The organism is Gordonia sihwensis, from assembly GCF_029632925.1.
In the GTDB taxonomy this organism is placed as follows: domain Bacteria; phylum Actinomycetota; class Actinomycetes; order Mycobacteriales; family Mycobacteriaceae; genus Gordonia; species Gordonia sihwensis.
In genome coordinates, this window is the sequence record NZ_CP121248.1 from 4190975 (window position 1) to 4214375 (window position 23401).

Annotated in this window: 23 protein-coding genes; 12 read left to right on the forward strand and 11 right to left on the reverse strand. The window is 68.2% G+C overall.

Annotated features, from left to right (window positions below):
• Window positions 1-23: 23 nt before the first annotated feature.
• From P5P27_RS19905 to P5P27_RS19915, 3 genes are all read right to left on the reverse strand, one after another.
• Window positions 24-569 (reverse strand): ferritin, encoded by a 546-nt coding sequence (locus P5P27_RS19905; protein WP_006898078.1) that lies wholly within the window; start codon window positions 567-569, stop codon window positions 24-26.
• A gap of 80 nt (window positions 570-649) precedes the next feature.
• Entirely contained in the window at window positions 650-2032 is a 1383-nt protein-coding gene (locus P5P27_RS19910) for an LCP family protein (RefSeq protein WP_278125731.1), read from the reverse strand.
• Window positions 2033-2146: 114 nt separating this feature from the next.
• Entirely contained in the window at window positions 2147-2458 is a 312-nt protein-coding gene (locus P5P27_RS19915) for a GlsB/YeaQ/YmgE family stress response membrane protein (protein ID WP_006897154.1), read from the reverse strand.
• A gap of 233 nt (window positions 2459-2691) precedes the next feature.
• Between P5P27_RS19915 and P5P27_RS19920 the strand changes: the two genes are divergently transcribed.
• Window positions 2692-5022: a molybdopterin oxidoreductase family protein gene (locus P5P27_RS19920; protein ID WP_278125733.1), complete on the forward strand. Its 2331-nt coding sequence runs from the start codon at window positions 2692-2694 to the stop codon at window positions 5020-5022.
• The gene (locus P5P27_RS19925) at window positions 5019-5498 is read left to right on the forward strand and encodes a hypothetical protein (protein WP_278125735.1); all 480 of its coding nucleotides are present in this window, start codon (window positions 5019-5021) and stop codon (window positions 5496-5498) included. The genes P5P27_RS19920 and P5P27_RS19925 overlap by 4 nt, the downstream gene beginning before the upstream one ends.
• On the opposite strand, the gene P5P27_RS19930 is transcribed toward P5P27_RS19925, so the two are convergent.
• Window positions 5461-6345: a Rieske (2Fe-2S) protein gene (locus P5P27_RS19930; RefSeq protein ID WP_278125737.1), complete on the reverse strand. Its 885-nt coding sequence runs from the start codon at window positions 6343-6345 to the stop codon at window positions 5461-5463. The two genes, P5P27_RS19925 and P5P27_RS19930, sit on opposite strands and share 38 nt — an antisense overlap.
• Window positions 6346-6452: 107 nt before the next feature.
• On the reverse strand, window positions 6453-7706 hold the full coding sequence (gene serS, locus P5P27_RS19935) for a serine--tRNA ligase (RefSeq protein ID WP_278125740.1): 1254 nt from the start codon (window positions 7704-7706) through the stop codon (window positions 6453-6455).
• Between the two features lie 80 nt (window positions 7707-7786).
• Here serS and P5P27_RS19940 point away from each other — a divergent pair, with 80 nt between their 5' ends.
• Entirely contained in the window at window positions 7787-9196 is a 1410-nt protein-coding gene (locus P5P27_RS19940) for a septum formation family protein (protein WP_278125742.1), read from the forward strand.
• Between the two features lies 1 nt (window position 9197).
• Window positions 9198-9548 carry a metallopeptidase family protein gene (locus P5P27_RS19945; RefSeq protein ID WP_006897148.1) on the forward strand — a complete coding sequence of 117 codons (351 nt, stop codon included), beginning with the start codon at window positions 9198-9200 and terminating at the stop codon, window positions 9546-9548.
• 24 nt (window positions 9549-9572) lie between these two features.
• Here the strand turns inward: P5P27_RS19945 and P5P27_RS19950 are convergent, their stop codons facing one another.
• Window positions 9573-10238 (reverse strand): histidine phosphatase family protein, encoded by a 666-nt coding sequence (locus P5P27_RS19950; RefSeq protein ID WP_278125744.1) that lies wholly within the window; start codon window positions 10236-10238, stop codon window positions 9573-9575.
• A gap of 4 nt (window positions 10239-10242) precedes the next feature.
• Window positions 10243-11172: a prephenate dehydratase gene (gene pheA, locus P5P27_RS19955; protein WP_006897146.1), complete on the reverse strand. Its 930-nt coding sequence runs from the start codon at window positions 11170-11172 to the stop codon at window positions 10243-10245.
• A gap of 114 nt (window positions 11173-11286) precedes the next feature.
• Between pheA and P5P27_RS19960 the strand changes: the two genes are divergently transcribed.
• Complete coding sequence (locus tag P5P27_RS19960) at window positions 11287-12057, forward strand: DUF2470 domain-containing protein (protein ID WP_278125747.1); 771 nt, start codon at window positions 11287-11289, stop codon at window positions 12055-12057.
• A 36-nt stretch (window positions 12058-12093) separates the two neighbouring features.
• Window positions 12094-12921 (forward strand): CPBP family intramembrane glutamic endopeptidase, encoded by an 828-nt coding sequence (locus tag P5P27_RS19965; protein WP_006897144.1) that lies wholly within the window; start codon window positions 12094-12096, stop codon window positions 12919-12921.
• A gap of 182 nt (window positions 12922-13103) precedes the next feature.
• Here the strand turns inward: P5P27_RS19965 and P5P27_RS19970 are convergent, their stop codons facing one another.
• The 3 genes from P5P27_RS19970 to P5P27_RS19980 form a co-directional block, all read right to left on the reverse strand.
• The gene (locus tag P5P27_RS19970) at window positions 13104-13742 is read right to left on the reverse strand and encodes a TetR/AcrR family transcriptional regulator (RefSeq protein WP_045538145.1); all 639 of its coding nucleotides are present in this window, start codon (window positions 13740-13742) and stop codon (window positions 13104-13106) included.
• Entirely contained in the window at window positions 13729-15306 is a 1578-nt protein-coding gene (locus P5P27_RS19975) for an MBL fold metallo-hydrolase (RefSeq protein WP_006897142.1), read from the reverse strand. Before P5P27_RS19975 ends, P5P27_RS19970 begins: the two co-directional genes overlap by 14 nt.
• A gap of 98 nt (window positions 15307-15404) precedes the next feature.
• Complete coding sequence (locus P5P27_RS19980) at window positions 15405-16286, reverse strand: TetR-type transcription factor C-terminal domain-containing protein (RefSeq protein ID WP_278125750.1); 882 nt, start codon at window positions 16284-16286, stop codon at window positions 15405-15407.
• Between the two features lie 191 nt (window positions 16287-16477).
• Between P5P27_RS19980 and P5P27_RS19985 the strand changes: the two genes are divergently transcribed.
• Complete coding sequence (locus tag P5P27_RS19985; protein WP_006897140.1) at window positions 16478-17338, forward strand: SDR family oxidoreductase; 861 nt, start codon at window positions 16478-16480, stop codon at window positions 17336-17338.
• Between the two features lie 21 nt (window positions 17339-17359).
• Here the strand turns inward: P5P27_RS19985 and P5P27_RS19990 are convergent, their stop codons facing one another.
• On the reverse strand, window positions 17360-17944 hold the full coding sequence (locus P5P27_RS19990; RefSeq protein WP_006897139.1) for a TetR/AcrR family transcriptional regulator: 585 nt from the start codon (window positions 17942-17944) through the stop codon (window positions 17360-17362).
• Window positions 17945-18058: 114 nt separating this feature from the next.
• Between P5P27_RS19990 and P5P27_RS19995 the strand changes: the two genes are divergently transcribed.
• From P5P27_RS19995 to P5P27_RS20015, 5 genes are all read left to right on the forward strand, one after another.
• Window positions 18059-19195 carry an acyl-CoA dehydrogenase family protein gene (locus P5P27_RS19995; RefSeq protein ID WP_006897138.1) on the forward strand — a complete coding sequence of 379 codons (1137 nt, stop codon included), beginning with the start codon at window positions 18059-18061 and terminating at the stop codon, window positions 19193-19195.
• A gap of 69 nt (window positions 19196-19264) precedes the next feature.
• Complete coding sequence (locus P5P27_RS20000) at window positions 19265-20038, forward strand: lysophospholipid acyltransferase family protein (RefSeq protein WP_006897137.1); 774 nt, start codon at window positions 19265-19267, stop codon at window positions 20036-20038.
• Window positions 20039-20040: 2 nt separating this feature from the next.
• The gene (locus tag P5P27_RS20005) at window positions 20041-20811 is read left to right on the forward strand and encodes a lysophospholipid acyltransferase family protein (protein ID WP_278125755.1); all 771 of its coding nucleotides are present in this window, start codon (window positions 20041-20043) and stop codon (window positions 20809-20811) included.
• A complete protein-coding gene (locus P5P27_RS20010; protein WP_278125757.1) occupies window positions 20808-21644 on the forward strand; it encodes an HAD family hydrolase in 837 nt (278 codons plus the stop codon). Before P5P27_RS20005 ends, P5P27_RS20010 begins: the two co-directional genes overlap by 4 nt.
• A gap of 124 nt (window positions 21645-21768) precedes the next feature.
• A complete protein-coding gene (locus tag P5P27_RS20015; RefSeq protein ID WP_006897134.1) occupies window positions 21769-23388 on the forward strand; it encodes a SpoIID/LytB domain-containing protein in 1620 nt (539 codons plus the stop codon).
• The last annotated feature ends 13 nt before the right edge of the window (window positions 23389-23401 follow it).

Below are 23401 nucleotides of genomic sequence, written 5' to 3' on the forward strand. Positions count from 1 at the left end.
CGCCGGAGCCCTCCCGCCGGCCGTCAGAGGTTTCCGCCCGCGGCCGGCGGTTCGGCGGCGTCGGGTGCGGGGCCGCCGTTGTTGACCTCGCGTTCCACGAAGTTCTCGAGATCGAAGATGTTGCCGTTGGCGCGGTCGGCGATGGTCTGGAGCGTGGTGATCGTCGCGACCTCCTCCACCTGCTCCTTGAGGAACCACTGCATGAACTGCTCGCCGAGGTAGTCGCCGCTGTCGCGGGCGGTCTTCGCCAGATCGACGATCTGCTGGGTGACGATCTTCTCCTGCTTCAGCGCGAGTTCGATCGGGCCGCGGTAGTCGTCGAACTCGGTGATCGGGGCGTCGGCGGCGGGGATCTTGACATCGATGTCGCGGTCCAGGAAGTACTGGACGATCATCATCGCGTGATTGCGCTCTTCCACGGACTGGGCGTAGAAATGCTTCGCCAGCTGCGGCATGTCGTGGCTGTCGTAGTACACCGCGAGCGCGATGTACTGCTGAGATGCGGAGAACTCGTTGCTGATCTGGTCGTGCAGCAGCTGATGGAACGGCGTGCGCGGCGTTTCGGTCATGGGACGAGTCTAATGGCCCGGCTCCGCACCCGGCTGGTGGCGACGGGCGGCGCCCGACTCCGATCCGGTGGCGGCGGCCACTACGACACGGCGCCGGTTCCTCCGCTCAGCAGATCGGCTGGAACCGCCCGGCCGCGCGCGATGTAGTCGAAGAAACTCTTCGTCGTCTCGCCAGGTATCAGCGAGTCGCCGTCGTCGGTGAACTCGTCGCCGTCGGCCGGCGCCGTCGTGGTGATCGGATCACCGCTGATCTTGTACGCGAGCCAGGCCAGGTTCCAGATGTGGTCGCCGCTGTCGACGGTGACCGCGTCGACCGCCCCGCTGACGAACGGGAACAGCCGGAACGGGTTGAGCAGCACCCCGGGGCTCGTGGCCTTCGACATCAGTGCCGCGAGGAACTTGCGCTGGTTCACCACTCGCTCCAGATCGGCGTTGGGGAAGGCGCGGGTGCGCACCAGTCCGAGTGCCTGAGCGCCGTCGAGTCTCTGGCATCCCGCGGGCAGGTTCAGCCCGGCCTTGGGGTCGTGCAGGGGCTGATCGAGGCACATCTGAACCCCGCCGACGGAATCGACGAGGTTGTCGAAGCCGCCGAACCCGATCTCGGCGTAGTGGTCGATGCGGACGCCGGTGAACTCTTCGACGGTCTGGACCAGTAGTTGCGGCCCGCCGTTGTTGAAGGCGGCGTTGATCTTGTGGCTGCCCATTCCGGGGATCGGCACGTACAGATCGCGGGGGATGCTGATGAGCATCGGCTTACCCGAGGTCGGCAGGTGCGCCATCATGATGGTGTCGGTGCGCGCTCCGTCGGCGTCACCGGTCGCCAGGTTCTTCTTCTGTTCCTCGGTGAGTCCCTGACGGGAGTCGGTTCCGACGATCAGCCAGTTGGTTCCGGGAGTATCGCCGATCCGTCCGGGATAGCCGGACAGGGCGTTGACCCGATGCAGCTTGCCGTCGTAATAGAACAGCAGCCCGACTGGAATCACGACGAGCAGGAGCACGATCACGAGCAGGATCCGGCCCAGCCGGAACCGCCTGCGCTTGCGCGGTTCGGGAGAGGTCGCGGCGCGGCCGCGGCGCCGGGGCGGAGTCGGCGGCGGTGTGGACCGCCTCTCGTCGGAGCGACGGCGAGGCGGTGCGCCACCTGCGGCCGGTGCGGGAGACGGAGGGCGCCGCCCCGCCGGGACCGGCTGGGGCTCCTGGCGCGGGGCGTAGCCGACCGCGCCGGGAGCGGCCGGGCGGGGACCGGCGGGCGGCGCCTGCCGGTTCGAGGGCAGCGGGTTCGGGGGCGGCGGCGCGGGCGAACGTCGCCGCGATCGGGGGTCGGGTTCCTGCGACCACGCGAGTGGCGGCCGGTAGCCCGGCTCCCCGGGCGGCGGACCGGAGACCCTGCGGGTCGGCGCCTCCGGTCGAGGGCCTCCGCTCGGTCGCCGCTGGTACGGCGGCTCGGGTCGCTGGGAGTTCATCTGAACTACGCTACCGGTCTCGCCACCGTCGGTGCGGCCGCCGAGCGGCGCGGCACCTCGGGCGAGGTCGCCGGTCAGACCGTCGCCGCAGCCGTCCTCTCAGCGACGAGACTGTCAGGCTCGTCGTGAAAGGGCCTTGAGGACGACGAGGAGCAACACCGCACCGGCGAGCGCGGTGAGGAATGTGAACCACATCCCGGCGCTGGCGGTGTCGAGGAAGAAGCTCAGCACGAATCCGCCGATCAGAGCACCGACCACGCCCACGACGATGTTGGCGAACAGGCCCATCTGTGCGTCCACGCCGGTGATCTTGCTTGCGAGCCATCCCGCCACGCCGCCGATGATGATGTAGCCGATCCAGCCCACAGAGGTGAACATGGACGAGCGCGCCAGAACCTCGTCGGCGAGCAGTAGGTGGTCGGTCATGCCGGCTCCTTGAGTGAGATCTCGGTCTTTGCAGGTCGGTGGAGGACTTCACGGGGAATGCCCGCGGACCCCGGAGACGAAACATCCGTCGGCATCGGCTGCGCGCGCTCGTACGCCCACGTACGACCGCGAGAGCCTTCTCCTCGGGGAGTCGCGTCGAGATTCGCCGAGGTTTCAGAGCGGTTCGGTCGGGTACCCGCTGGGCAGCGACAGCGTTGTCAAGCAGGGGAGTGATGGCCGTGACCGACATCTGGGGGCCGCGCACCCCGTACGAGAGGGCCCAGATGTGGCCGCGACGGGTCGATACCGAGCTGGCGGCCGGCACGACGTCAGACGACGTGGACTGTTGGGTACCGACCGCGTCGGTTCTTCACTCGAATGGCGACGGCCTCGAGATCGCCGTCCGGAGAGGTCGGATCGTCGGAATCCGAGGCCGTGCCGACGACCGGATCAACCGCGGAAGGCTCGACGTCAAAGACCGCTACGGCTGGAAGGCCAACGCCTCCCCGGACCGGCTCAGCACGCCGATGGTGCGCAAGGACGGTGAACTCGTCCCCACCGACTGGGACACCGCGATGAGCCGGATCGCCGAACACGCCGAGGACCTGCTGAACTCCAGCGGCCCGAGTTCGATCGGGTTCTACACATCCGGCCAGCTGTTCCTCGAGGAGTACTACGCGCTGAGCGTGATCGCCCGCGCCGGGATCGGTACGAACCACCTCGACGGCAACACTCGCCTGTGCACCGCTACCGCCGGTGAAGCACTGAAGGAATCGTTCGGCAGTGACGGCCAACCCGGTACGTTGGCAGATGTCGACCATGCGGACGTCATCGCGCTGTTCGGGCACAACGTCGCGGAGACCCAGTCCGTCACCTGGATGCGGATACTCGACCGTCTCGCGGCTCCGGATCCGCCGAAGCTCCTCTGCGTCGACCCGCGGACAACCGCGGTCGCGCGACGGGCGAGCGTCCATCTGGCGCCCCTGCCCGGAACGAACCTCGCACTGATGAACGGTCTGTTGCGCGAACTCATCGTCAACGGGTGGATCGATGACGAATTCATCCGGGAACACACCGTCGGATTCGAGGACCTGTCCGCCCTCGTCTCGCAGTACCCGCCGGAGCGAGTAGCAGACATCTGCGGAGTCGGGGCCGACGACATCCGGCATGGGGCGAGGCTGATAGGCGAAGCCCAGAGACTGTTGTCGACGGTCCTGCAGGGGTTCTACCAGTCGCATCAAGCCACGGCGTCGGCGGTGCAGGTCAACAACATCCACCTGCTCAGAGGAATGCTGGGACGTCCGGGCTGCGGCGTACTGCAGATGAACGGGCAGCCGACCGCACAGAACACCCGTGAGTGCGGCGCCGACGGCGACCTGGCCGGTTTTCGGAACTGGGCCAACCCCGCGCACGTGAGAGAGCTCGCCTCGGTCTGGAACGTCGATGCGGCGACGATCCCGCATTTCGCGCCGCCGACCCACGCGATGCAGATCTTCCGGTACGCCGAGCAGGAATCGCTGAAGATGCTCTGGGTCTCCGCGACCAATCCCGCTGTCTCGATGCCGGAGCTGCGCCGGGTACGGTCGATCCTCTCGAAGGAGAGTCTGTTCCTGGTGGTGCAGGACATCTTCCTCACCGAGACCGGCGTGCTCGCCGACGTGGTGCTGCCCGCGGCGGCGTGGGGCGAGAAGGTCGGTACCTTCACCAACGCGGACCGCACCGTGCACCTGTCGGAGAAGGCGGTGGACCCACCCGGAGGGGCCCGTGCGGATCTGGACATCTTTCTGGACTTCTCGCGACGGATGGGTTTCCGTGACCGAGACGGCCGCCCGCTGACGCCGTGGTCGAACGCGGAGGCCGTGTTCGAAGCGTGGAAGCGGTGCAGCGCCGGCAGACTCTGCGATTACAGCGGCATGAGCTATGCGGGGCTGCGTGAGCAGGGCAGCGTGCAGTGGCCGTGCACGGACACCGCGCCCGGCGGCACGGCACGTCTCTATGCGGACGGTCGTTTCTGGACCGCGGCCGACGAGTGCGAGACGTACGGCAAGGACCTGATCACCGGATGTCCCGTCGACGCCACCCGGTACCGGGCGAACGATCCGAAAGGTCGCGCGCTGATCAAGTCCGCAGACTATGAGACGCCGCACGAACCACCGTCGGCGCAATACCCTTTCGCCCTGATCACGGGGCGGACCGTCTACCACTTCCACACCCGAACCAAGACCGCCCGGGCACCGGAACTCAACGGTGCGGCCCCGGAGGTGTGGGTCGAGCTGTCAGCGGCAGACGCGGCCACCCACGGCATTCGCGACGGCGATCCGGTCGAGATCCGAAGTCCCCGCAGCACGGTGCGCGCCGCCGCACGGATCGCGGACATTCGACCGGGGGTGCTGTTTCTGCCCTTCCATTACGGCTATTGGGACCTGGAATCACCGGCAGCTCACGACCGGGCCGCCAACGAGCTGACGCTCACGGACTGGGATCCGGCGTCCAAGCAACCGATATTCAAAACCGCGGCCGCCGCCATCGCAGTGCTCTCCGGGGAGAGCGAGGGGACGCGATGAAGAACCTGGGCATCCTCCTTCGTGAACTCGAGCGCTCCGAACGACTTCTCGCCGGGGAGCTGGAATCGATCGCACGAGACCACCCGACCGACCCTGAGATCCACTATCTCGCTGCGGATCTCGCGGCCTGGTCGCGCAATCACGCCGGTGCCGTCAGATCGCTGGCCGTCGCTCGCGGCGTCGAGTCGGAGGCGGCGTTCGACACTCAGGCCGCCGTCGGCCCGTCGAGCGTGTTCGAGACTCCGGCCCGAGAGCTTCCCGCGTCGCTTCTGCCGGTCGCCGAATTGTGCGGCGTCTGTCAACGGATCGCAGGGCTGACGATGCAGTGGGAGATCCTCGGCCAAGGCGCCGCCGCTACCAACGATTCCGAGTGCTCCGCGCTCGTCGATCAGTGTCTGTCACAAGCCGAGCGCCAGTTCGAATGGGCCAGGAATCTGGTCAGAACGCTCTCGCCGCAGGCACTGTCCGCCGGCTGACGCAGATCTCACCGCTGTCGATTCTCACCTGCCAGCGCGGCTCCGGCACCGCGGCCGGCCCTCGCTCGATGCCGCCGTCCGCGAGACGGAACGTACTGCCGTGCAGCGGACACACGAGGCACGGGCCGGAATCCTCATCGATCACCATCCCGTCGTCGAGCCGGCCCCCGGCGTGGGTGCACGTGGCCGAGAGCGCATGGACGCGGCCGTCGACGAGCACGAGAACGACGGGCACCGCCGCGGCCTCGACACGCAGGGGTTTGCGTTCCTCGAGCTCGTGCAGCGCCGCCACTCGCGTCCACTCGGTGACCGCTGGTTCGAATGCGGTTCGGTTGACGCCGACGCCGCGGGCGAACGAGAGATGGCCGCCGAGGTATCCCGCCCCCGCCGTGAGGGCGAGGCCTATCGTGCTCAGCGCCACCCCCGCCTTCGATCGCCCGCGCATCCGGGCCACCCATGAGCTGGCGTGCACACCCGTGGCCGCCAGGTTCATCACGCCGTGGACGAGGCCTATCCGCCGGTCGCCGCCGTACGAATCCGACCAATCGGAGGCTCCGGCCGCGGCGGCGGGCGCAGCGCTGAGCACACCGAGCGCGACCAGCCGCCTCGCGCCGTCCGCGTGACGAGTGCCGCCGAAGTAGTCGAGCGCGGACGCCATCGTCCAGGCGCCGATCGGCAGATCGGTCAGCACCGGATGCAGTTGATGGCCGAGTGCGCTGCCCGACAGTGCGTTCTTCACCGCATCGCGCCGAGTCACGCGGTGTACCGCACCGGCGAGCGGCGCTGCGGCCCGATCGGCCTCCTCGAACTCGCTGATGCGATCGATCAGTCTCTGTGGCACGTCCATCGACCCGAGGTCCTCTCTGGCGGTTTCATCCGTGCCGTCGGATACCCGGCGACGGCACGGATGAAACGGTTTCGAGAGGGCGCGGACGACGACGTCCGGAATGCCGACTACACCGGTCGGATGTGTTCCACCCCGACGAACCGCGCGAGTTCCTCGGGAAGGCGAACCGAACCGTCCGGCTGCTGATGGTTCTCGAGGATGGCGACCAGCCACCGGGTGGTCGCGAGGGTGCCGTTGAGGGTCGCCGCGATCTGAGGCTTGCCGTTCTCGTCCCGGTAGCGGACCGAGAGTCGTCGTGCCTGGAAGGTGGTGCAGTTGGACGTGGAGGTGAGTTCGCGGTACGTCCCCTGCGTCGGAACCCATGCCTCGCAGTCGAACTTGCGGGCGGCCGAGCTGCCCAGGTCCCCGCCTGCGACGTCGATGACTCGGTATGGCACGTCGATCGCCGCGAGCATGTCCTTCTCCCAGCCCAGAATCCGCTGGTGCTCGGCCTCGGCGTCCTCCGGCTTGCAGTAGATGAAGCCCTCCACCTTGTCGAACTGGTGCACGCGGATGATGCCGCGGGTGTCCTTGCCGTACGACCCCGCCTCGCGGCGGAAGCAGGTGGACCAGCCCGCGTAACGCTTCGGTCCGCCGGAGAGGTCGAGGATCTCGTCCTTGTGGTACCCGGCGAGAGGCACCTCCGACGTGCCGACGAGGTACAGGTCGTCCTCGTCGAGGTGGTAGATCTCGTCGCTGTGCGCGCCCAGGAAGCCGGTGCCGCCCATGATCTCCGGTTTCACCAGGACCGGCGGGATCATCAGCGTGAAACCGTTGGCGGTCGCCTTCGCCGCGGCCATGTTGAGCAGACCGAGCTGCAGCATCGCGCCCAGACCGGTGAGGAAGTAGAACCGCGAACCCGACACCTTGACGCCGCGGGCCATGTCGATGAGGCCGAGGCTCTCTCCGAGTTCGAGATGGTCCTTCGGGTCGTCGATGGCGGGCGGCTCACCGACGTGTTCGAGGACGAGGTAATCGTCCTCGCCACCGGCCGGGGCATCGGTGATGATGTTCGAGATGGCGCGGTGCGCGGCCTGCGACGCGGAGTCGGCGTCGTTCTGCTTCGCGACGGCGGCCTTCACCTGCTCGGCCAGTTCCTTGCCCTTGGCGAGCAGAGCGGTCTTCTCGTCTCCGGACGCCTTGCCGACGAGTTTGCCGAGCGACTTCTGCTCCGCGCGCAGGGCGTCGGCTTCGGCGATCGCCGAGCGCCGTGCCGCGTCCGCCTCCAGGAGCTGGTCGACGAGTCCGGGATCCTCGCCGCGGGCACGCTGGGAGGCACGTACAAGGTCGGGGTTCTCACGCACGATCTTCAGGTCGATCACACGTTGAACCCTACTCGGAACACGAGGCGAGCAACGACCAGGCATGATGGAACGCGATGACTTCGAAGAGGGATCAACCGATGCATGACGGCCGCGGCGACGACGAGGCCCGCCCCGTCGTCGACGGCGATGCCGACGTGTGGGGGCCGGTCGGTGCCGTCGAAGGCGATGAGCAGGCGACCGCAGAGCTCCCGGAGATCGGCGGGGAGCCGGAGCCGACGGCCGGACTCGACGACTACGACGCGGAGGTCGAGGACGACGTCGAGGAGTGGGGCGTCGAACCGGAGGACGCCTACGACTACGGTGACGCCGGACACGGCGACGACGGATACGGTGACGACGGATACGGTGACGGCGGAGAGCGCGATGGGGACGACGGGGGGCCCGAGCCCGCCGACGGCCGCGAGCCGGCCGACTCCCGCAACCGGATGCCGAAGAATTCGTTGCGGCTGGTGCTCGGGGCCGTGCTCGTCGGTGCGCTCGCCGCGGGCGGAGTGATGCTCGGCACCGGTGTCTTCGACGACGTCGGCGATGTCGGCTCGTCGGTCATCGGTGAGGGATCGCCCGCGCAGGAGAACGACTTCACCCGATCCGAGGCGGGCGACTGCCTCACCTGGAGCGCCGACACACCCGGCGAGCCGAGCGCGGTGGCGTGCGAGTCGCCGCATCGGTTCGAAGTGGCCGGTGTGCTCGACACCTCCGCGTTCCCGAGCTCCGAGTTCTCCTCGGAGGCACCGTGGCCCGGACCGGAGCGCTTCGCCGCGATCCGCGATGAGAGCTGCGGCGTGATCGTCGACCGCTACCTGGGCGGTGGACTGGATCCGCAGGGCCGGCTCTCGCCCGGACTGATGTTCCCGTCGAAGGTGGAGTGGGAACGCGGCGTGCGCAGTCTGCGCTGCGGAATCGAACAACCCGGTGCCGGCGGCGGCCAGGAGGAGTTCACCGGCCGCGTCCGCGATGTGGACCAGTCGTTCGCATGGCCCGACGGCACCTGCATCGGCATCGACAAGACCACCCGCAAGGCCACCAGCAGCGTCGTGAACTGCGCCGAACCCCACGCCTTCCAGGTGACCGGCACCGTGGACCTGTCCCAGCGCTTCGGGGGCCGCAACTCCGGCAAGCCGTGGCCCAGCGTCGCGGATCAGAACGACTACCTGAAGACGATCTGCCCGACGCAGACGAACAGGTTCTTCGGCGGCGCGCAGAAGTTCAAGGCGACCACGCTCAACGTGCAGTGGTCGGTGATCTCCGAGGTGAGCTGGCTGACGGGAAGCCGGCGTGTGGTCTGCTACGCGGCGCTGCCCGACCGCGGCGGCTTCGCGACCCTGGTCGGCGACGCTCGCGGCGGACCGGACACGCTGCTCATCAACGGCGGCAGTCCGAAGCCGGTCGACGTCGGCCCGCCGGGACGGTCGGTGGGCGAGCCCGTGCCACTGCCTCCCGGTTACACGCCGAACGACGCGCAGCTTCCCGCGCCGGCAGGCGGCTGACATGCCGCTGCGGATGTCGGAGCGAGAGTTCGAGAACCTCGTCGGCGATGCGCTCGACCTCCTCCCCGAGGAGCTGATGCACGCCATGTCGAACGTCGTGATCCTGGTGCGTCCGCACAACGAGGACGATCCCGGCATCCTGGGCCTGTACACGGGTGTGGCGCTCACCGAGCGGACCACCGAGTACAGCGGCTTCCTGCCCGACACGATCGAGATCTATCGCGAGCCGCTCCTCGCGATGTGCCATTCGGCCGAGCAACTACGCCGAGAGGTTGCGATCACCGTGCTGCACGAGGTGGGGCACCATTTCGGTATCAGCGACGAGTGGCTGCACGCCAACGGGTGGGGCTGACCGGATCAGGCCGCCGGGGCCGGGTCAGCCCATCGGATCCTCGTAGCCGGGTGCGGTGTCCGAACCGTCGGCGTCCGGCAGTGCGGCTTCGCCCCATCGGTGGCAGACCCACAGATCGCCGGTGAACTCCAACTCCACCGAACCGGTGTTGTTCAGGTAGTTCTTCATGGCGAACTCCGGGTCGAGCCGCGTCAGGTGTGCGGCGATCAGCCGGATCGCCGCACCGTGGGAGACCAGGTACACGTCCCGCTGATTCTCGCCGGTGAGGTACCGCGACGCCAGATCGTCGATGATCGGCAGATAGCGGTCGTGAAGCATCTCCAGCGACTCGCCACCGGGCAGCCGGGCGTCGAGGTCGCCCCGGTGCCAGCGCACGACGATCTCGTGGAACTGCTCATGCGCCTCGCGGTCGCTGCGCCCCTCGAGGTCGCCGACCTGGATCTCGTGGACGCCTTCCACGGTCTCGGTGGACGAGTCCCACACCGATCCGATCAGTTCCGCGGTCTGCTGCGCCCGATTGGCGACAGAGTTCACCAGCACCGCCGAGTCGGTCAGCGGGTGTTCGAGCCCGAACCGCACGCCCTGTCGCGCGCCGAAATCGGTCAGCGACGCTCCGGGAAGTGCGGTGTCGAGACGTTTGAGCACGTTGGACGTGGTCTCGCCGTGCCGGACCAGGTGAAGCCTTGCCATGTCTTTAGAGTTCCCCAGAAAGAAGACGGTGGAACCACTCGCGTGACTCGGTGTGGTCGGGAGGTGTCGCGGCCGTGGTCACGGCCAACTGCGGGTCGACCGGCCACGATCCGAGAAAGACCACACGTTCGGCACTGCGGTGCAGGGCGCGGAGCGCCTCGCCGACCGCAGCGTCCCGAACGTGGCCTCGCGCGTCGAGATAGAAACGGTACTGTCCGGGGCCGACCGGCCGCGATTCGATACGGGTCAGGTCGATGCCGCGCATCGCGAACTCGTTCATCGCCGCGACCAGGCTTCCGGGCGTGTTCGGAAGGTCCAGAATCACCGACGTGCGGTCTGCTCCCGTCGGTTCCGGCGGCGGCCCCGCAGGCCCCAGCAGCAGGAACCGGGTGACGGCGTCGTCGGAGTCGGCGACGCCGTCGGCCAGCGTCGCCAGCTCATGCATCCGCGCCGCGGCGGCCGTGGTCACGGCGGCGTCGGCGCGACCCTCGGCCACGTCGCGCGCTGCGCCCGAATTGGAGGTGGCGACGACCACCTCGGCCCGCGGGAACAGCTCTTCGATGCTGCGGCGGACCTGACCCGCGGCCACCGGATACGCCGCGACGGTCCGCACGTCGGCGGGGTCCATGGGCGTTGCCGCGGCGACGGTGAAGGAGATGTCGAGAGCCGCCTCCGCGTACGCCTGGACGCGCGGGAGGCCGGCGCTCGGCGACAGGGCGTCCATCGTGGCCGGGACCGCTCCCTCGAGCGAACTCTCGATGGGGACGCAGCCGAAGTCCGCGCCCCCGCTGCGGATCAGATCGATGACGGCCGGCGGATTGCTCACCGCGATCTTGGTCGCCGTCGATGCCTCGCCGCGTCGGCGCAGGACGGCATCGAGCGCCATCTCGGTGAACGTGCCGGCGGGGCCGAAGTAAGCGTAGACGGGCACCATTTCACAGTAGTCGAGAGAAACCGGCCGTGCGGCCGGGGCGTTGACGGCGAAAAGCCCTCAGGTTAGGTTAGGTGAGCATAAGTTAGGCTTAGCTAATTAGACCGTTTCCTGGAGGTGGACGTGAACACGATCCTCGCGCCGTGCGATGCCGAACTGATCCAGACGGCCTGCCGTCGTGCTCATTCGGGAACGCTGTCGGTCAGTGCGCCGGACGGTGCGGCGACCGAGCCGAAGGGGTGCGATTCGGTCGGGATGGTCCATCTGTTCGAAAGCGACGCCTTTCTCCTGGTTCCCGACGAGACGCCGGCGCTGCGCCTGGTCCGCGAAGGCGGAGACGTCACGGCGATGGTCGAGGTCATCGACGTCGCACCGGTCAGGATGCGCGAGCGGGTGCGGTCGCTGATCTGGTTGTCGGGCACGCTTCACGAGATGCCCGCACGGCTCGAGCGCGACCTGGCGGTGGAGATCGCCGGTGACCACCCGGACGAGAAGCTGCTCGACGTGGGCCACGGTTACAGCCTCATGCGAATGGCGCTCGAGTCGGCTGTCATAGCGACGTCGACCGGGGCGGGCGGCGTCGACGTGGACGCGCTCGCCGCCGCGAGTCCGGATCTGTTCTGGGAGTTCGAGAACGACTGGCTGGTGCACCTGGACGCCGATCACCAGGACCTCATCTGCCAACTCGCTCAGCGCTTGCCCGACCACATCCGAGGCGGGCGCGCCCGGCCGCTGCGCCTGGACCGGTTCGGCATCACCTTCCGCGTGGAGGTCGGCAATCGCGATGAAGACGTGCGGATGCCGTTCGCCCGCCCGGTCTCCCGCATCCCGGAACTGTCCGCGGCGATTCACTCGCTGGCCCTGCATCCCTGCTTCGGCGAGGACTGAACGCATCGCCTCAGTGCTGCCGCTACCGTTGGAGCGGTGAGTTCTGAGGCGGGCGGCATCCGCGGACTTCTGCGGGCTTTCGTCCACCCGCCCGCGCCTGCCGTGGGACGCGTCGACGACCGCCGCGAACGGCGTGCGATCGTCGTCGAACTGATCCTCGTCGGCGTTCTCACCTTCGGGTTCTCGGCCGTGTACGCGGTGCTGTCGTTGGCGGAGAACGCTCTCACCGCGGGCATCGGCGACACGACGGTCGCCCTCAACCCGGTGAGCTCGTCGGTGGCCGCGATCGACGTGATCCGTCAGTCGATGAGCGTGGTCCGCCTGCTGGCGATCGGTGGGTTGGGCGCGTACCTGCTGTGGCGCAGCGGAATCGGCCTTCGGCGGATCGGCCTCGGGCGGCCCGTGCGTGCGGATGTGCCGCCCGCCGCAGTCCTGGCGGCGATCATCGGACTGCCCGGTCTGGCGCTGGTCGCGTTCTCTCAGGCGATGGGCTGGAATTCGCAGCTCGTGGCGGCGCCGGACGACGGTCTGTGGTGGCGGATCCCGGTTCTGGCGATGAAGGCGTTCGGCAACGGGTTCGCCGAGGAGGTCGTCGTGGTCGGCTACTTCATGACCCGGCTACGGCAGTTGGGCGTCGGAGAGCGGGGTGCGCTGGCGTCGTCCGCGCTTCTGCGCGGCGGCTACCACCTGTACCAGGGCGTCGGTGCCGGCGCGGGCAACCTCGTGATGGGTCTGGTGTACGGACGCTGGTATCAGGCGACGGGGCGGCTCTGGCCGCTCGTCCTGGCGCACGCGCTGATCGACACCGTGGCCTTCATCGGTTATGCGGTCCTGGTCGCGACCGGTGTGCTGAATCCGTCCTGACCTGTGGCAAGAGAAAGCGCGGCGCAGTTTGCGGATTCTCCCCCAAACCGGCGCCGCGCCCTCCGGCGATCCGAGCAGCTCCCTCCCAAGAGCCCCGATTCCACCCGGACCGAGCACGCGGTGTGAGACTCTAGCGTCTCAGAACCTGTGCCAAAGCTATCACGGTTAACCGGCTGTGTGCACTAGTCAGTGCGGTCGATTGCGATGTGAACGAGTATGTCCGACAGCAGATCTACGATCTCCGACCGGTCCGGACGCTCCTGTGCCGTCCCCCAGCGGTGAACGACCGAGGTCAGCGCGCCGATGAAGGCAGTCGCGGCGTAGTCGAAGTCTTTGCGCGTGGTTCCCGGGATCGTTGAAATCGTGTCGGCGATGAACCGCGCCCATGTCACACGACCGGCGAGACGACGCCGTTCCACTTCGGCGGAGACCCCGACGACCTCGATGAAGGAGCATCGGATAGCTCGCGAATCGGTCGCGATCGTGTCGATGTAGGCGCTCATCGCCGCGCGCGCCGCCTCGCGGGGATTCGTCTCCCCGAGCGCCCGCACCGCGTCGACGACAGTCTTGCGTGCGTGCTCCTGGATCTTGTCGTAGACCTCGGCGAGCAACGCCTCCCGGCTCGAGTACTCCTCGTAGAACTGTCTGCGCGACAATCCGGCCTCGGCGCACAGCGCCGAGACCGTGACGGAGGAGAAGCCGAGGGTGCCGAACAGCTCGAGGCCGGCCTCCTGGAACCGTTCCCGCCGCTCAGCCCTCCGCTCGGCCAGTGAACGGCCGGCATAGCACCGGCTGGGGGCGTCCGGACTAGGGCTCGGCACGCTGTGCTCGCAGCTCGTGTCCCTTCGACGTCAGGCAGCGCCCGCTCGCCAGATCCCACTGCCAGCCGTGCAGGTTGCACGTGAGCTTCTCGCCCTCGATCACGCCGAACTTGCTCAGATCGGCCTTCAGGTGCGGGCAGCGGCGCTGGATCTCCCACCCGTCGAGCTCGATGGACGCCGAGTCGTCGTGCGCCTCGGAGAACCAGCCGTCGGCGTAGGCGATGCGCTCATCGGTGAGGCACTTGAAGAAGGTGTACAGGTACTCGTTGTATCCGCCGATCCGCCAGGTGGAGAACCGGGTCGAGAGGAAGATGGTGTTCACCCAGTCGGGTTCGTCGTCGCGCAGCACCGTGCGCACCAACTCGGGGGCGATCCGGAATCCGTACCGGTACTTGCCGTCGCCGTCCTCGCGCATCCGCACCGTCCGCTTGGGGAAGTCGAGCACGTACGTCTCTTCTCCCACCACCAGACCGACGGGGTAGCCGATGCCGTCGCAGATCAGGTCCGACTGCTTCATGATCGGCTCGAACTTCTCGCGCAGCGGTTCCAGGAGCGACGGTCCGTCGGGCGAGGCCCAGGTGGCCTTCTGCGCGGCGATGACCGGAGCGAACTTCTCCTTCATCGCCTCCAGGTAGGCCTTCTTGTTCTCGCCGAAAACCGTCTCCGGGGGATACGGGTGCACGATCTCGCGAAGTTCGTCTCCCGCGAAGTCGGCCGCCGACCCGGAGACCATCATCAGTCCGCGGTGTTTGACCCCGTCGTCGGTGCCGTGCGTGCGCATCTGTTCCAGGAACTCCGCCTGATCGGGGAAGATGCTGGCCTTGTCGGCATCGCTGCCGGTGTTGAAATCGTTGAGACCGAACAGGTCGTCGTCCAGGAACATCGGCGGCCCGGCCGACGGGACCACCCACGTGGCACCGACCTGCTCGATGTACGAGCGTGCGCGGTCCATGCCGCGCTGGCGCTTCTGCATCGCGAAGTTGGCCTTCGACTTGCGGGGGATGTCGTAGACCATCGGGTACCAGATGGCGCCGGAGTACTGCAGCAGGTGCACATCGACGCGGCCGAACTCGTCGGCGATCACGTCGAGATCGATCGGGCGGGCGTCGTTCATGTTGAAACAGACGGTCTCGCCGTCGTCGACCACCAGACCGGAGTCGCCGATGGGGCCGTCGGCGGGCGCGCGGAGCGCGATGATCATGATGTCCAGATCGCCCTTGGGTCCCGAGACGGTGTGCTTCGTGGAGTCCTGCGTCTCGACGAACTTCGTGAAGCCGAGGCGTTCGAGCTCGCGGCGCAGATCCGGCACCGGGTAGTCCGGCAGCAGCACGGTCGCGTCCTTGTTCACGTTCTCGAGCAGGTTCTGCTCGTCGTAGTGGTCGCGGTGCAGGTGCGAGACGTACAGGTAGTCGCAGTCGCCGAGCGCCTTCCAGTCCAGATCGGAGTTGTCGGGGAAGGGCACCCAGGAGGCGAAGTACGCGGGGTTGACCCAGGGATCGCAGAGAATCGATCCGGCTGCGGTCTGGATGTGGAATCCGGCGTGGCCGATGCTGGTGATCTGCACGGGGTGCTGCCTTTCGGGTGGCGCAGGGGCTGTTGTTCCAGGGTATCGCCGAGCACGGTCGGCGGTGGGGGCAGATCGTCGCGCCGTGACCGGCGTCGCTATCGCGGATCGGCGCGCATCAGGTCAAGTGCGAAGCCGACGTACAACTGTGCCACCCGCTCCGGCGACAACGGGCCGCCCGGTCGCCACCAGCCGGAGATCGCCGTGCACATGGTCACGACCGCGCGCGAGGCCTCGTGCGGATGGTCCGGGTGGAACCGCCCCGCGCGCACGGCGGCGTCGACCTCCTCGTCCACCATGTGCTGCAGATCGGTGCGGCGTCCGGCGATCCGGCGCCGATTCTCCGGATCGAGACTGCGCAGTTCGCTGGTGCCGATGAACGCGAGCTCGCGCCGGTAGGTGTGCAGCAATGCCAGATGCTCCACCAGGAAGCAGAAGCGTTCGACGGGGTTCCGGCCGTCCGCGCGGGCGATGGCGCCGCGGTCGGTCGCCGCGCTGACGGCGAGCTCCTGCAGCGTCATCAGGATGTGCTGCTTGTTCTCATACCTGGTGTAGAGAGCCGAGACCGTGCTTCCGCACCGGTTCGCGATGCTGCGGATGGTCGCGCCGTGGTATCCCACTTCGACGATCTCGTCGAGCGCTGCGGCGAGAACGGGATCGAGGACGAGTGGGCGGTACCGTCGCCAGTCGCCGTCGTCGGGCAGGATGCCGCCGGCTGTGGGCGGCCCCGGAGCCGGCGGTTCGGGGACTTCGGGGCACAGGAGCGCCGCCGGCGGAAGTCCGAGTGCGTCGGCGATCCGGGCGAGCCGAGCCACGCGAAGCCCGGATCGCCCGTTCTCGATCAAGCTGAGCGTGGCCGTGCTGACGCCGACCGCCGCGGCGAGATCGCGGAGAGTCCGCCGCTGAGCTAGGCGTGCCGCTCGGATCCGCGATCCCAGCTCGGCTTCGATAGTGGCGGCCGACGCCGAATCATCGTTCATGGATTTAAGGATACTAAATCTGCCGTGTGCGATCGGAGCGGTTCACGAAAGGACTGACGGTCTGTTTTAACGGGCTTGAAGTGCGTGGATCGGGCTATTGACGGAACGCGTCCGAGCCTTCTACGTTCGGATCGGATACGAACGATCGATCTGGGCCGTCACGGCTCGGATCGGTGGACAGGAAGGCGACCATGACCGAAACGGGTTCACTGCGCGGCAAGACGCTCATCATCTCCGGCGGCAGCCGCGGCATCGGCGAGGCTGTCGCGATTCGCGCGGCGCGCGACGGCGCGAACATCGCGCTGCTCGCCAAGACGGCCGAGCCGCACCCGAAGCTCCCCGGGACCATCTACACCGCGGCCGCGGCGATCGAGGAGGCCGGCGGGCGGGCGTTGCCGATCGTGGGCGACGTCCGCGACGACGAGTCCGTCGCCGGCGCCGTGGCGCAGACGGTGGAGCGGTTCGGCGGCATAGACATCGTGGTCAACAACGCATCGGCGATCGATCTCACCGCCACCGACGACATCCCTATGAAGAAGTACGACCTCATGCAGGACATCAACGCGCGCGGCACGTTCGCACTCTCGAAGGCGGCGATCGAGCACCTGCGGAAGTCGGAGAACCCGCACATCCTGACCTTCTCGCCCCCGGTGGACCTCGCGCCCGAATGGTTCGATCAGGTCGGGGCGGCGTACACCGTGTCGAAGTTCGGCATGACCATCCTGACGCTCGGCTTCGCGCGGGAGCTCGCCGCGGACGGCATCGCCGCGAACACGTTGTGGCCCCGGACCTCGATCGCGACCGCGGCGGTCCGCAATCTCCTCAGCGAGGAGATGCTCCGGGGTGCGCGCAGTGCCGACATCATGAGCGACGCCGCGTACGCGGTCCTGACCAAGCCCGCGGCGGAGTTCACCGGCCGGTGCCTGATCGACGACGACGTGCTCGCCGCGGAGGGGATCACCGACTTCGAGCCGTACCGGGCCGAACCCGGCACCGGACCGCTCGAGTTGGACTTCTGGATGCGATGGCCGGACCGGTCGCCTGGGCGCTGACCTGGCCGCGGATGATCCGGGTCAGGCGCTGATCCCCGCTGTGAGGAGCGCCGCCAATTCGCGGTAGGCGCCGGCGTCGTCGAGGCCCGTGGCCGCGCGCACGTCGCCCTGCTGGATCCGGACCATCGCGGTCGCGGCCAGGTCGGCGGCGAAAGCCGCGTGCACGTCCCGGAACTGGCCGGTGGCGACGCCCTCGTCGATCAGCTCCCGCACGCGCGCCGCCGCGATCCGGGTGTTCTGCTCGTACGCCTCTCTCGCCGGAGCGAAGGCGGCGAGATCGGTCATGAACGCAGGCGAGGCCCCGCCGAGTGCGTCGCCCACCGCCTCCAGATAGGCGGTGATCTTCTCGCGCGGCGACGCGGCCTCCGCTACGGCGGCCTCGACGTCGTCGGTGGCCCGGCGGAAGAAGTGGATGGTGGTCGCGCGGACCAGTTCGCCCTTGCTGGCGGCGAGCGTGTAGAGCGTCGACTTGGAGCACCGCAGGCGCCCGGCGATGGCGTCGAGGGTGAAGTGGGCGAAGCCCTCCTCGAGGAACATCGCGAGCAACTCGTCGAACAACTGCGAGCGGCGTCGCGTGGCGAAGTCGGGATCGGTCGGCGCGGACATGGGTTCGATAGTACTGACCAGGGGTACTGCTCCTTGTCTTGTAGTACTGCCGGCCCGGCAGTACTCTGAAACCGTTCCCAGTACTGTTCGCTTTCGAATCCCGAGGAGTCCGACGTGCCCGTCGACCGCCTGCTGCCGACCGAAGAAGCCCGCGATCTGATCGACCTGACGCGCGACATCGCGGACAAGGTGCTCGCTCCGATCGTCGACGAGCACGAGAAGGCGGAGAAGTATCCGGAGGGCGTGTTCGCGAAGCTCGGCGAGGCGGGGCTGCTCAGCCTCCCGTATCCCGAGGAGTGGGGCGGCGGAGGCCAACCGTACGAGGTGTACCTGCAGGTACTCGAGGAGATCGCGGCGCGCTGGGCGGCGGTCGGCGTCGCAGTGAGCGTGCACAGCCTGGCATGTCATCCGCTGTTCGCCTTCGGCACCCGGGAACAGCAGGAACGCTGGCTTCCGGAGATGCTCGGCGGGGCGAGCATCGGTGCGTACAGTCTGTCCGAACCGCAGGCCGGATCCGATGCCGCGGCCCTGGCATGCCGCGCGGAGGCGGTCGGCGACGACTACCGGATCACCGGCGAGAAGGCGTGGATCACCCACGGCGGCGTCGCGGACTTCTACAACCTGTTCGCCCGGACCGGCGAGGGGTCCAAGGGAATCTCCTGCTTCCTCGTGGCGGACGGCACGGAGGGCCTCAGCTTCGGGCGCCCCGAGGAGAAGATGGGCCTGGCCGCCGTGCCGACCACCTCCGCCCGGTACGACGGTGCGCTGGTGCCGGCCGAGCGCCGGATCGGTGCGGAGGGCCAGGGACTTCAGATCGCCTTCAGTGCGTTGGACTCGGGACGCCTCGGCATCGCGGCGGTCGCGACCGGCATCGCACAGGCGGCCCTCGACGAAGCGGTGGCCTACGCCAAGGAGCGCGAGACCTTCGGCCGCAAGATCATCGACCACCAGGGCCTCGGCTTCCTGCTCGCGGACATGGCCGCGGCGGTCGACTCGGCGAGGGCGACGTACTTGGACGCGGCACGGCGCCGCGACGCCGGACTGCCGTATTCGCGCAATGCGTCGGTGGCCAAGTTGGTGGCGACGGATGCGGCGATGAAGGTGACCACCGACGCGGTCCAGGTGTTCGGAGGCAACGGCTACACGCGCGACTTCCGGGTCGAGCGATTCATGCGCGAAGCGAAGATCACCCAGATCTTCGAGGGCACCAACCAGATCCAGCGGCTGGTGATCAGTCGATCGCTCGCATGAGCGCGGGAGCCGGCGACGACGCCTCGCGGAGTCCTGCGGTGTCGGAGCCGGTGACTAAGCTCTGTTGACATGGAACCCGTGTACGCCGGAGTCGTGTCCACCGCCCGTCTGCTCTGGCTCGCCCAGGGCTTGAAGTTCGATATCTCCGGTGTGGAGAACATGCCGGCCCACGGTCCCGGGGTGGTGGCCATCAACCACACCGGCTACCTCGACTTCACCTTCGCGGGCATTCCCGCATTCCTGCAGAAGCCGCGGCGGTACGTCCGCTTCATGGCCAAGAAAGAGGTCTTCGACAACGCCGTCGGCGGACCGATCATGCGGTCCCTGAAGCACATCCCGGTCGATCGCGCCAACGGTGCGCAGAGTTATCGCGACGCCGTCGACTACCTCAAGCGCGGTGAGTTGGTCGGCGTCTACCCGGAGGCGACGATCAGCCGGAGCTTCGAACTCAAGGAGTTCAAGTCCGGAGCGGCGCGGATGTCGCTGGAGTCGGGCGCGCCCATCATCCCGACCATCATCTGGGGAGCGCAGCGGATCTGGACCAAGGGACATCCGCGGCAGCTGGGCCGGACCGGATTCAAGATCATGGTCGGGGTCGGCGAGCCGCTGAGGCCGGAGGGCACGCCGGAGGAACTGACTCAGCGGTTGTTCGACTCCATGCGGGCCAAGCTCACCGAACTGCAGGACGGCTACGGCGAGTACCCGGCGGGTGAGTTCTGGGTGCCCGCGGCGCGCGGCGGCGGTGCCCCCACGCTCGAGGAGGCCAACGCGATGGACCGCGCGGATGCCGAGGCCAAGGCGGCGAAGAGGGCTCGGCGCGAGGCGTCCGGAGATGCGGACTGACGATGGAGCCGGTCTATCGAACCCTCGAGGGGATCGCCGGATCGATCATGCTGGCGCAGGGGGTTCGGCGTCGCTACTTCGGCCTCGAGAACGTTCCCGCCGCGGGCGGGGGTGTCGTGGTGATCAACCACACCAGCTACGTGGACTTCATTCCGGCCGGTCTGGGGCTCTACCGGCGCGGTCGACGCGGGCGGTACCTCATCAAGTCCGAAGTGATGGACCTGGGCATCATGAGATTTCTCGTCAAACACGCAAGGGCGGTGCCGGTGGACCGTTCAGCGGGCGGGGACGCATATCGATCCGCCGTCGACGCGCTTCGCGGCGGTGAACTCATCGTCGTGTACCCCGAGTCGACGGTCAGCCGCAGCTTCGAACTCAAGGAGTTCAAGTCGGGAGCTGTGCGGATGGCGGCCGAGGCCGGCGTACCCGTGATCCCGACGATCGTCTGGGGCGCACAGCGGCAATGGACCAAGGGCGCCAAGCGCCGGATCGGATTCCATCGCATCCCGATCGACGTCGAGTTCGGTGCGCCGATGACCTTCTCCGCCGACGAGGATCCCGCCGTGGGCACGGCCCGACTGCGCGAGACGATGACCGTCCTTCTGCACCGGGTGCAGGACCGGTACCCGGAGGCGCCCGCCGGTGCCGATTGGTTGCCGGAGAGACTCGGCGGCTGTGCGCCGACACCCGCGGAGGCACTGGTGATCGAGGACGCGGAAGCAGCGGAGAAGGCGCGACGTCGCGCAGCGAAACGGGGGAGCCGATCCGAATGACCACCGACTCGCCGACGCCGACGATGATCGCCTCGGACGTCGACGGCACCCTGATCGACGACGACAACCGGATCTCCGGCCGCACGGTCTCGGTGCTGCGCCGCGCCCGTGAGCGCGGCGTCGAACTGGTTCTGGCTACCGGTCGCCCGCCACGCTGGATTCCCGAGATCACCGATCAACTCGCGGGCACCCCCGCCGCCGTGCGCTACGCGGTCTGTGCCAACGGCGCCATCGTGTACGACGTCGCCACCGACACGGTGCTGCACGCCGCGACCCTCGAACCCGGCGCACTCGCTCGGATCGCCGAGATCTGCGCGGACGTACTGCCGGGATGCGGGCTCGCCGCGGAGCGGGCCGGAGGCTCCGCCCACGACACCGCGACGCCGCCGTTCGTCGCGACGCCGGGCTACGAACACGCCTGGCTCAATCCCGATCACGTCTATGTGAGCCAGGACGAGGTCGCCGCGTCGCCTGCGGTCAAGCTGCTGGCACGAATGCCGAGCATGTCCTCGCGCGCGATGGCGGAGGCGGTGGCGCCGCGCGTCGGCGACCTGGCGGAGATCACCTTCTCGATCGACACCGGCCTGATCGAGTTCTCGCTGGCCGGAACGCACAAGGCCGCAGGGCTCGCGTGGCTCGTGGAGCATTCGGACGTCGACGGACGGGCACCGATAGCGTTCGGCGACATGCCCAACGACGCCGAGATGCTGCGGTGGGCGGCGCACGGCGTGGCGATGGGTCACGGCGATCCGGCAGCGGCGGAGGCGGCCGACGAAGTGACTTCGTCGAACCTCGACGACGGTGTCGCCCAGGTCCTCGAACGCTGGTTCTAAAAGCGTGACTCGGTTGTGACCGTCTGAACTTGTCGTGTCCGCAGTCTGGTCACTACTGTCACAGGAGTCCCACTAGTCACACGGGCCACACGCATGCAGTGGTCCCGCCATAAGGGGTTGTGCTGTGCCGAATGTTCGACCGAGCCGAGCCAAGAAGCGAACTCTGACCTTCGCTGCCCTGGGCCTGGCGCCCGCGTTGCTCGCGGGTGGTCTGGTCGTCGGCGGCACCGACGTGTTCTCCTCCGACGGGGTCGCCCTGGCGGCGAACACGCCGATCGTCCTCGACGGGCACGGGCACGGGCACGGACGCGGTCTGGGCCAGTGGGGTGCGTACGGCTACGCGAAGCAGGGGTGGTCGGCGGATCAGATCCTCCGGCACTACTACGGAAACACAGTCGCGGGGAAGGTGAGCACCCCCGACGTCACGGTCTCGCTGAGCGAGAAGGCGTCGGTCGGTGTTCATGCGGCTGCCGGAATGCGCGTAGGCACGCAGACGGTCGCTCCCGGGCAGGCGGTCAGCCTGTCCGGGGGTACGGCCACGATCACCGACGGCTGCGGCGGCGCCGTCGTCAGCACTGTTCCGGCCACGCAGGTGGACCCGATCAACCCGGGGACCAACCGGCCGGACCAGGAACTGCTGACCTTCTGCAACGGGGGCGACAAGTACCGCGGCTCCATCGGCATCGGTCCGGGCGGCGTCTACAACAAGCTGCACGTGGACGACTACGTCAAGGGTGTGATCCCCAAGGAGTCGATGCCGTCCTGGGGTGACACCGGCGGATTCGAGGCCCTCAAGGCGCAGGCGGTCGCGGCGCGCTCCTATGTGTTGGCCGGACTGGCCGCGGGTCGCAAGATCGACAACACCCAGGCGTCCCAGATGTATCACGGCGCCTCCGGCGAGGATCCCCGGACCAGCCGGGCCGCCGACGCCACCGCCGGGCAGATCCGGTTGCTGAACGGCAAACCCGCTCTCACCGAGTTCTCGGCCTCCACCGGCGGGTACACCGCGGGCGGACTCTTCCCGGCCGTCCGCGATGCGGGCGACTCCATCGCACCCGACCACTCGTGGTCCGCGACCGTCAGCGCGTCGAGCATCGGCTCCGCGTTCGGCGTCGGGTCGCTCAAGAGCTTCGAGGTGATCGAGGCCAACGGTCTCGGCGAAGGCGGCGGCCGCGTCGTCAAGGTCCGGGTGACCGGCACCGGCGGAACGGTGGAGGCCTCGGGCAACGACGCGCGGGTCAAGCTGCAACTGAAATCGGACTGGTTCTCCGTGCGGGGCCAGAAATCGATGCCGAAGATCGTCAAGCCGCAGGTGGGACCGGACTCGCCGGGAGGGGGACTGCTCGACCTCAGCCCGCTGGGCGCCGTCCTCAACCAGATCGTGCCCGGGCTGTCGGCGGTGGGACTGCCCGACGTGACCGGCATCGTGGGCGAGGTCACCCCGATGCTGGAGAAACTGGTCACCGAGGGACTCAAGCAGCTCACCGCGAAGCAGGTGGATCTGAAGCAGGTGAATCTGGAGCGCAGCGACAACTCGCAGGGCTCCACGGGCACCGTCGCCAAACCGGAACTGCTCACCGACGGCAAGGGACTGCCGGGTCTGGTGCAGGTGCTGGAGAACGGCGTCATCTACTTCAGCCCGCTCACCGGCGTGCACGCGCTGATGGGCCAGTCGCTGACCGACTTCCTGAACGCGGGCGGCCTGGCCGCGCTCGGTTTCCCCACGCGGGACGGCCTGGGCTGACGGTTCTCACGGC

Excerpts from the sequence above, each read along its gene's own strand:
- P5P27_RS20010 (WP_278125757.1), top strand. The coding sequence starts at position 20,808 with ATGACCACCGACTCGCCGACGCCGACGATGATCGCCTCGGACGTCGAC.
- P5P27_RS19905 (WP_006898078.1), bottom strand. The coding sequence starts at position 569 with ATGACCGAAACGCCGCGCACGCCGTTCCATCAGCTGCTGCACGACCAG.
- P5P27_RS19950 (WP_278125744.1), bottom strand. The coding sequence starts at position 10,238 with ATGGCAAGGCTTCACCTGGTCCGGCACGGCGAGACCACGTCCAACGTG.
- pheA (WP_006897146.1), bottom strand. The coding sequence starts at position 11,172 with ATGGTGCCCGTCTACGCTTACTTCGGCCCCGCCGGCACGTTCACCGAG.
- P5P27_RS19990 (WP_006897139.1), bottom strand. The coding sequence starts at position 17,944 with ATGTCCGCGCCGACCGATCCCGACTTCGCCACGCGACGCCGCTCGCAG.
- P5P27_RS19920 (WP_278125733.1), top strand. The coding sequence starts at position 2,692 with ATGGCCGTGACCGACATCTGGGGGCCGCGCACCCCGTACGAGAGGGCC.
- P5P27_RS19945 (WP_006897148.1), top strand. The coding sequence starts at position 9,198 with ATGCCGCTGCGGATGTCGGAGCGAGAGTTCGAGAACCTCGTCGGCGAT.
- P5P27_RS19980 (WP_278125750.1), bottom strand. The coding sequence starts at position 16,286 with ATGAACGATGATTCGGCGTCGGCCGCCACTATCGAAGCCGAGCTGGGA.
- P5P27_RS19930 (WP_278125737.1), bottom strand. The coding sequence starts at position 6,345 with ATGGACGTGCCACAGAGACTGATCGATCGCATCAGCGAGTTCGAGGAG.
- P5P27_RS19910 (WP_278125731.1), bottom strand. The coding sequence starts at position 2,032 with ATGAACTCCCAGCGACCCGAGCCGCCGTACCAGCGGCGACCGAGCGGA.
- P5P27_RS19915 (WP_006897154.1), bottom strand. The coding sequence starts at position 2,458 with ATGACCGACCACCTACTGCTCGCCGACGAGGTTCTGGCGCGCTCGTCC.
- P5P27_RS20000 (WP_006897137.1), top strand. The coding sequence starts at position 19,265 with ATGGAACCCGTGTACGCCGGAGTCGTGTCCACCGCCCGTCTGCTCTGG.
- P5P27_RS19985 (WP_006897140.1), top strand. The coding sequence starts at position 16,478 with ATGACCGAAACGGGTTCACTGCGCGGCAAGACGCTCATCATCTCCGGC.
- P5P27_RS19940 (WP_278125742.1), top strand. The coding sequence starts at position 7,787 with ATGCATGACGGCCGCGGCGACGACGAGGCCCGCCCCGTCGTCGACGGC.
- P5P27_RS20005 (WP_278125755.1), top strand. The coding sequence starts at position 20,041 with ATGGAGCCGGTCTATCGAACCCTCGAGGGGATCGCCGGATCGATCATG.
- P5P27_RS19925 (WP_278125735.1), top strand. The coding sequence starts at position 5,019 with ATGAAGAACCTGGGCATCCTCCTTCGTGAACTCGAGCGCTCCGAACGA.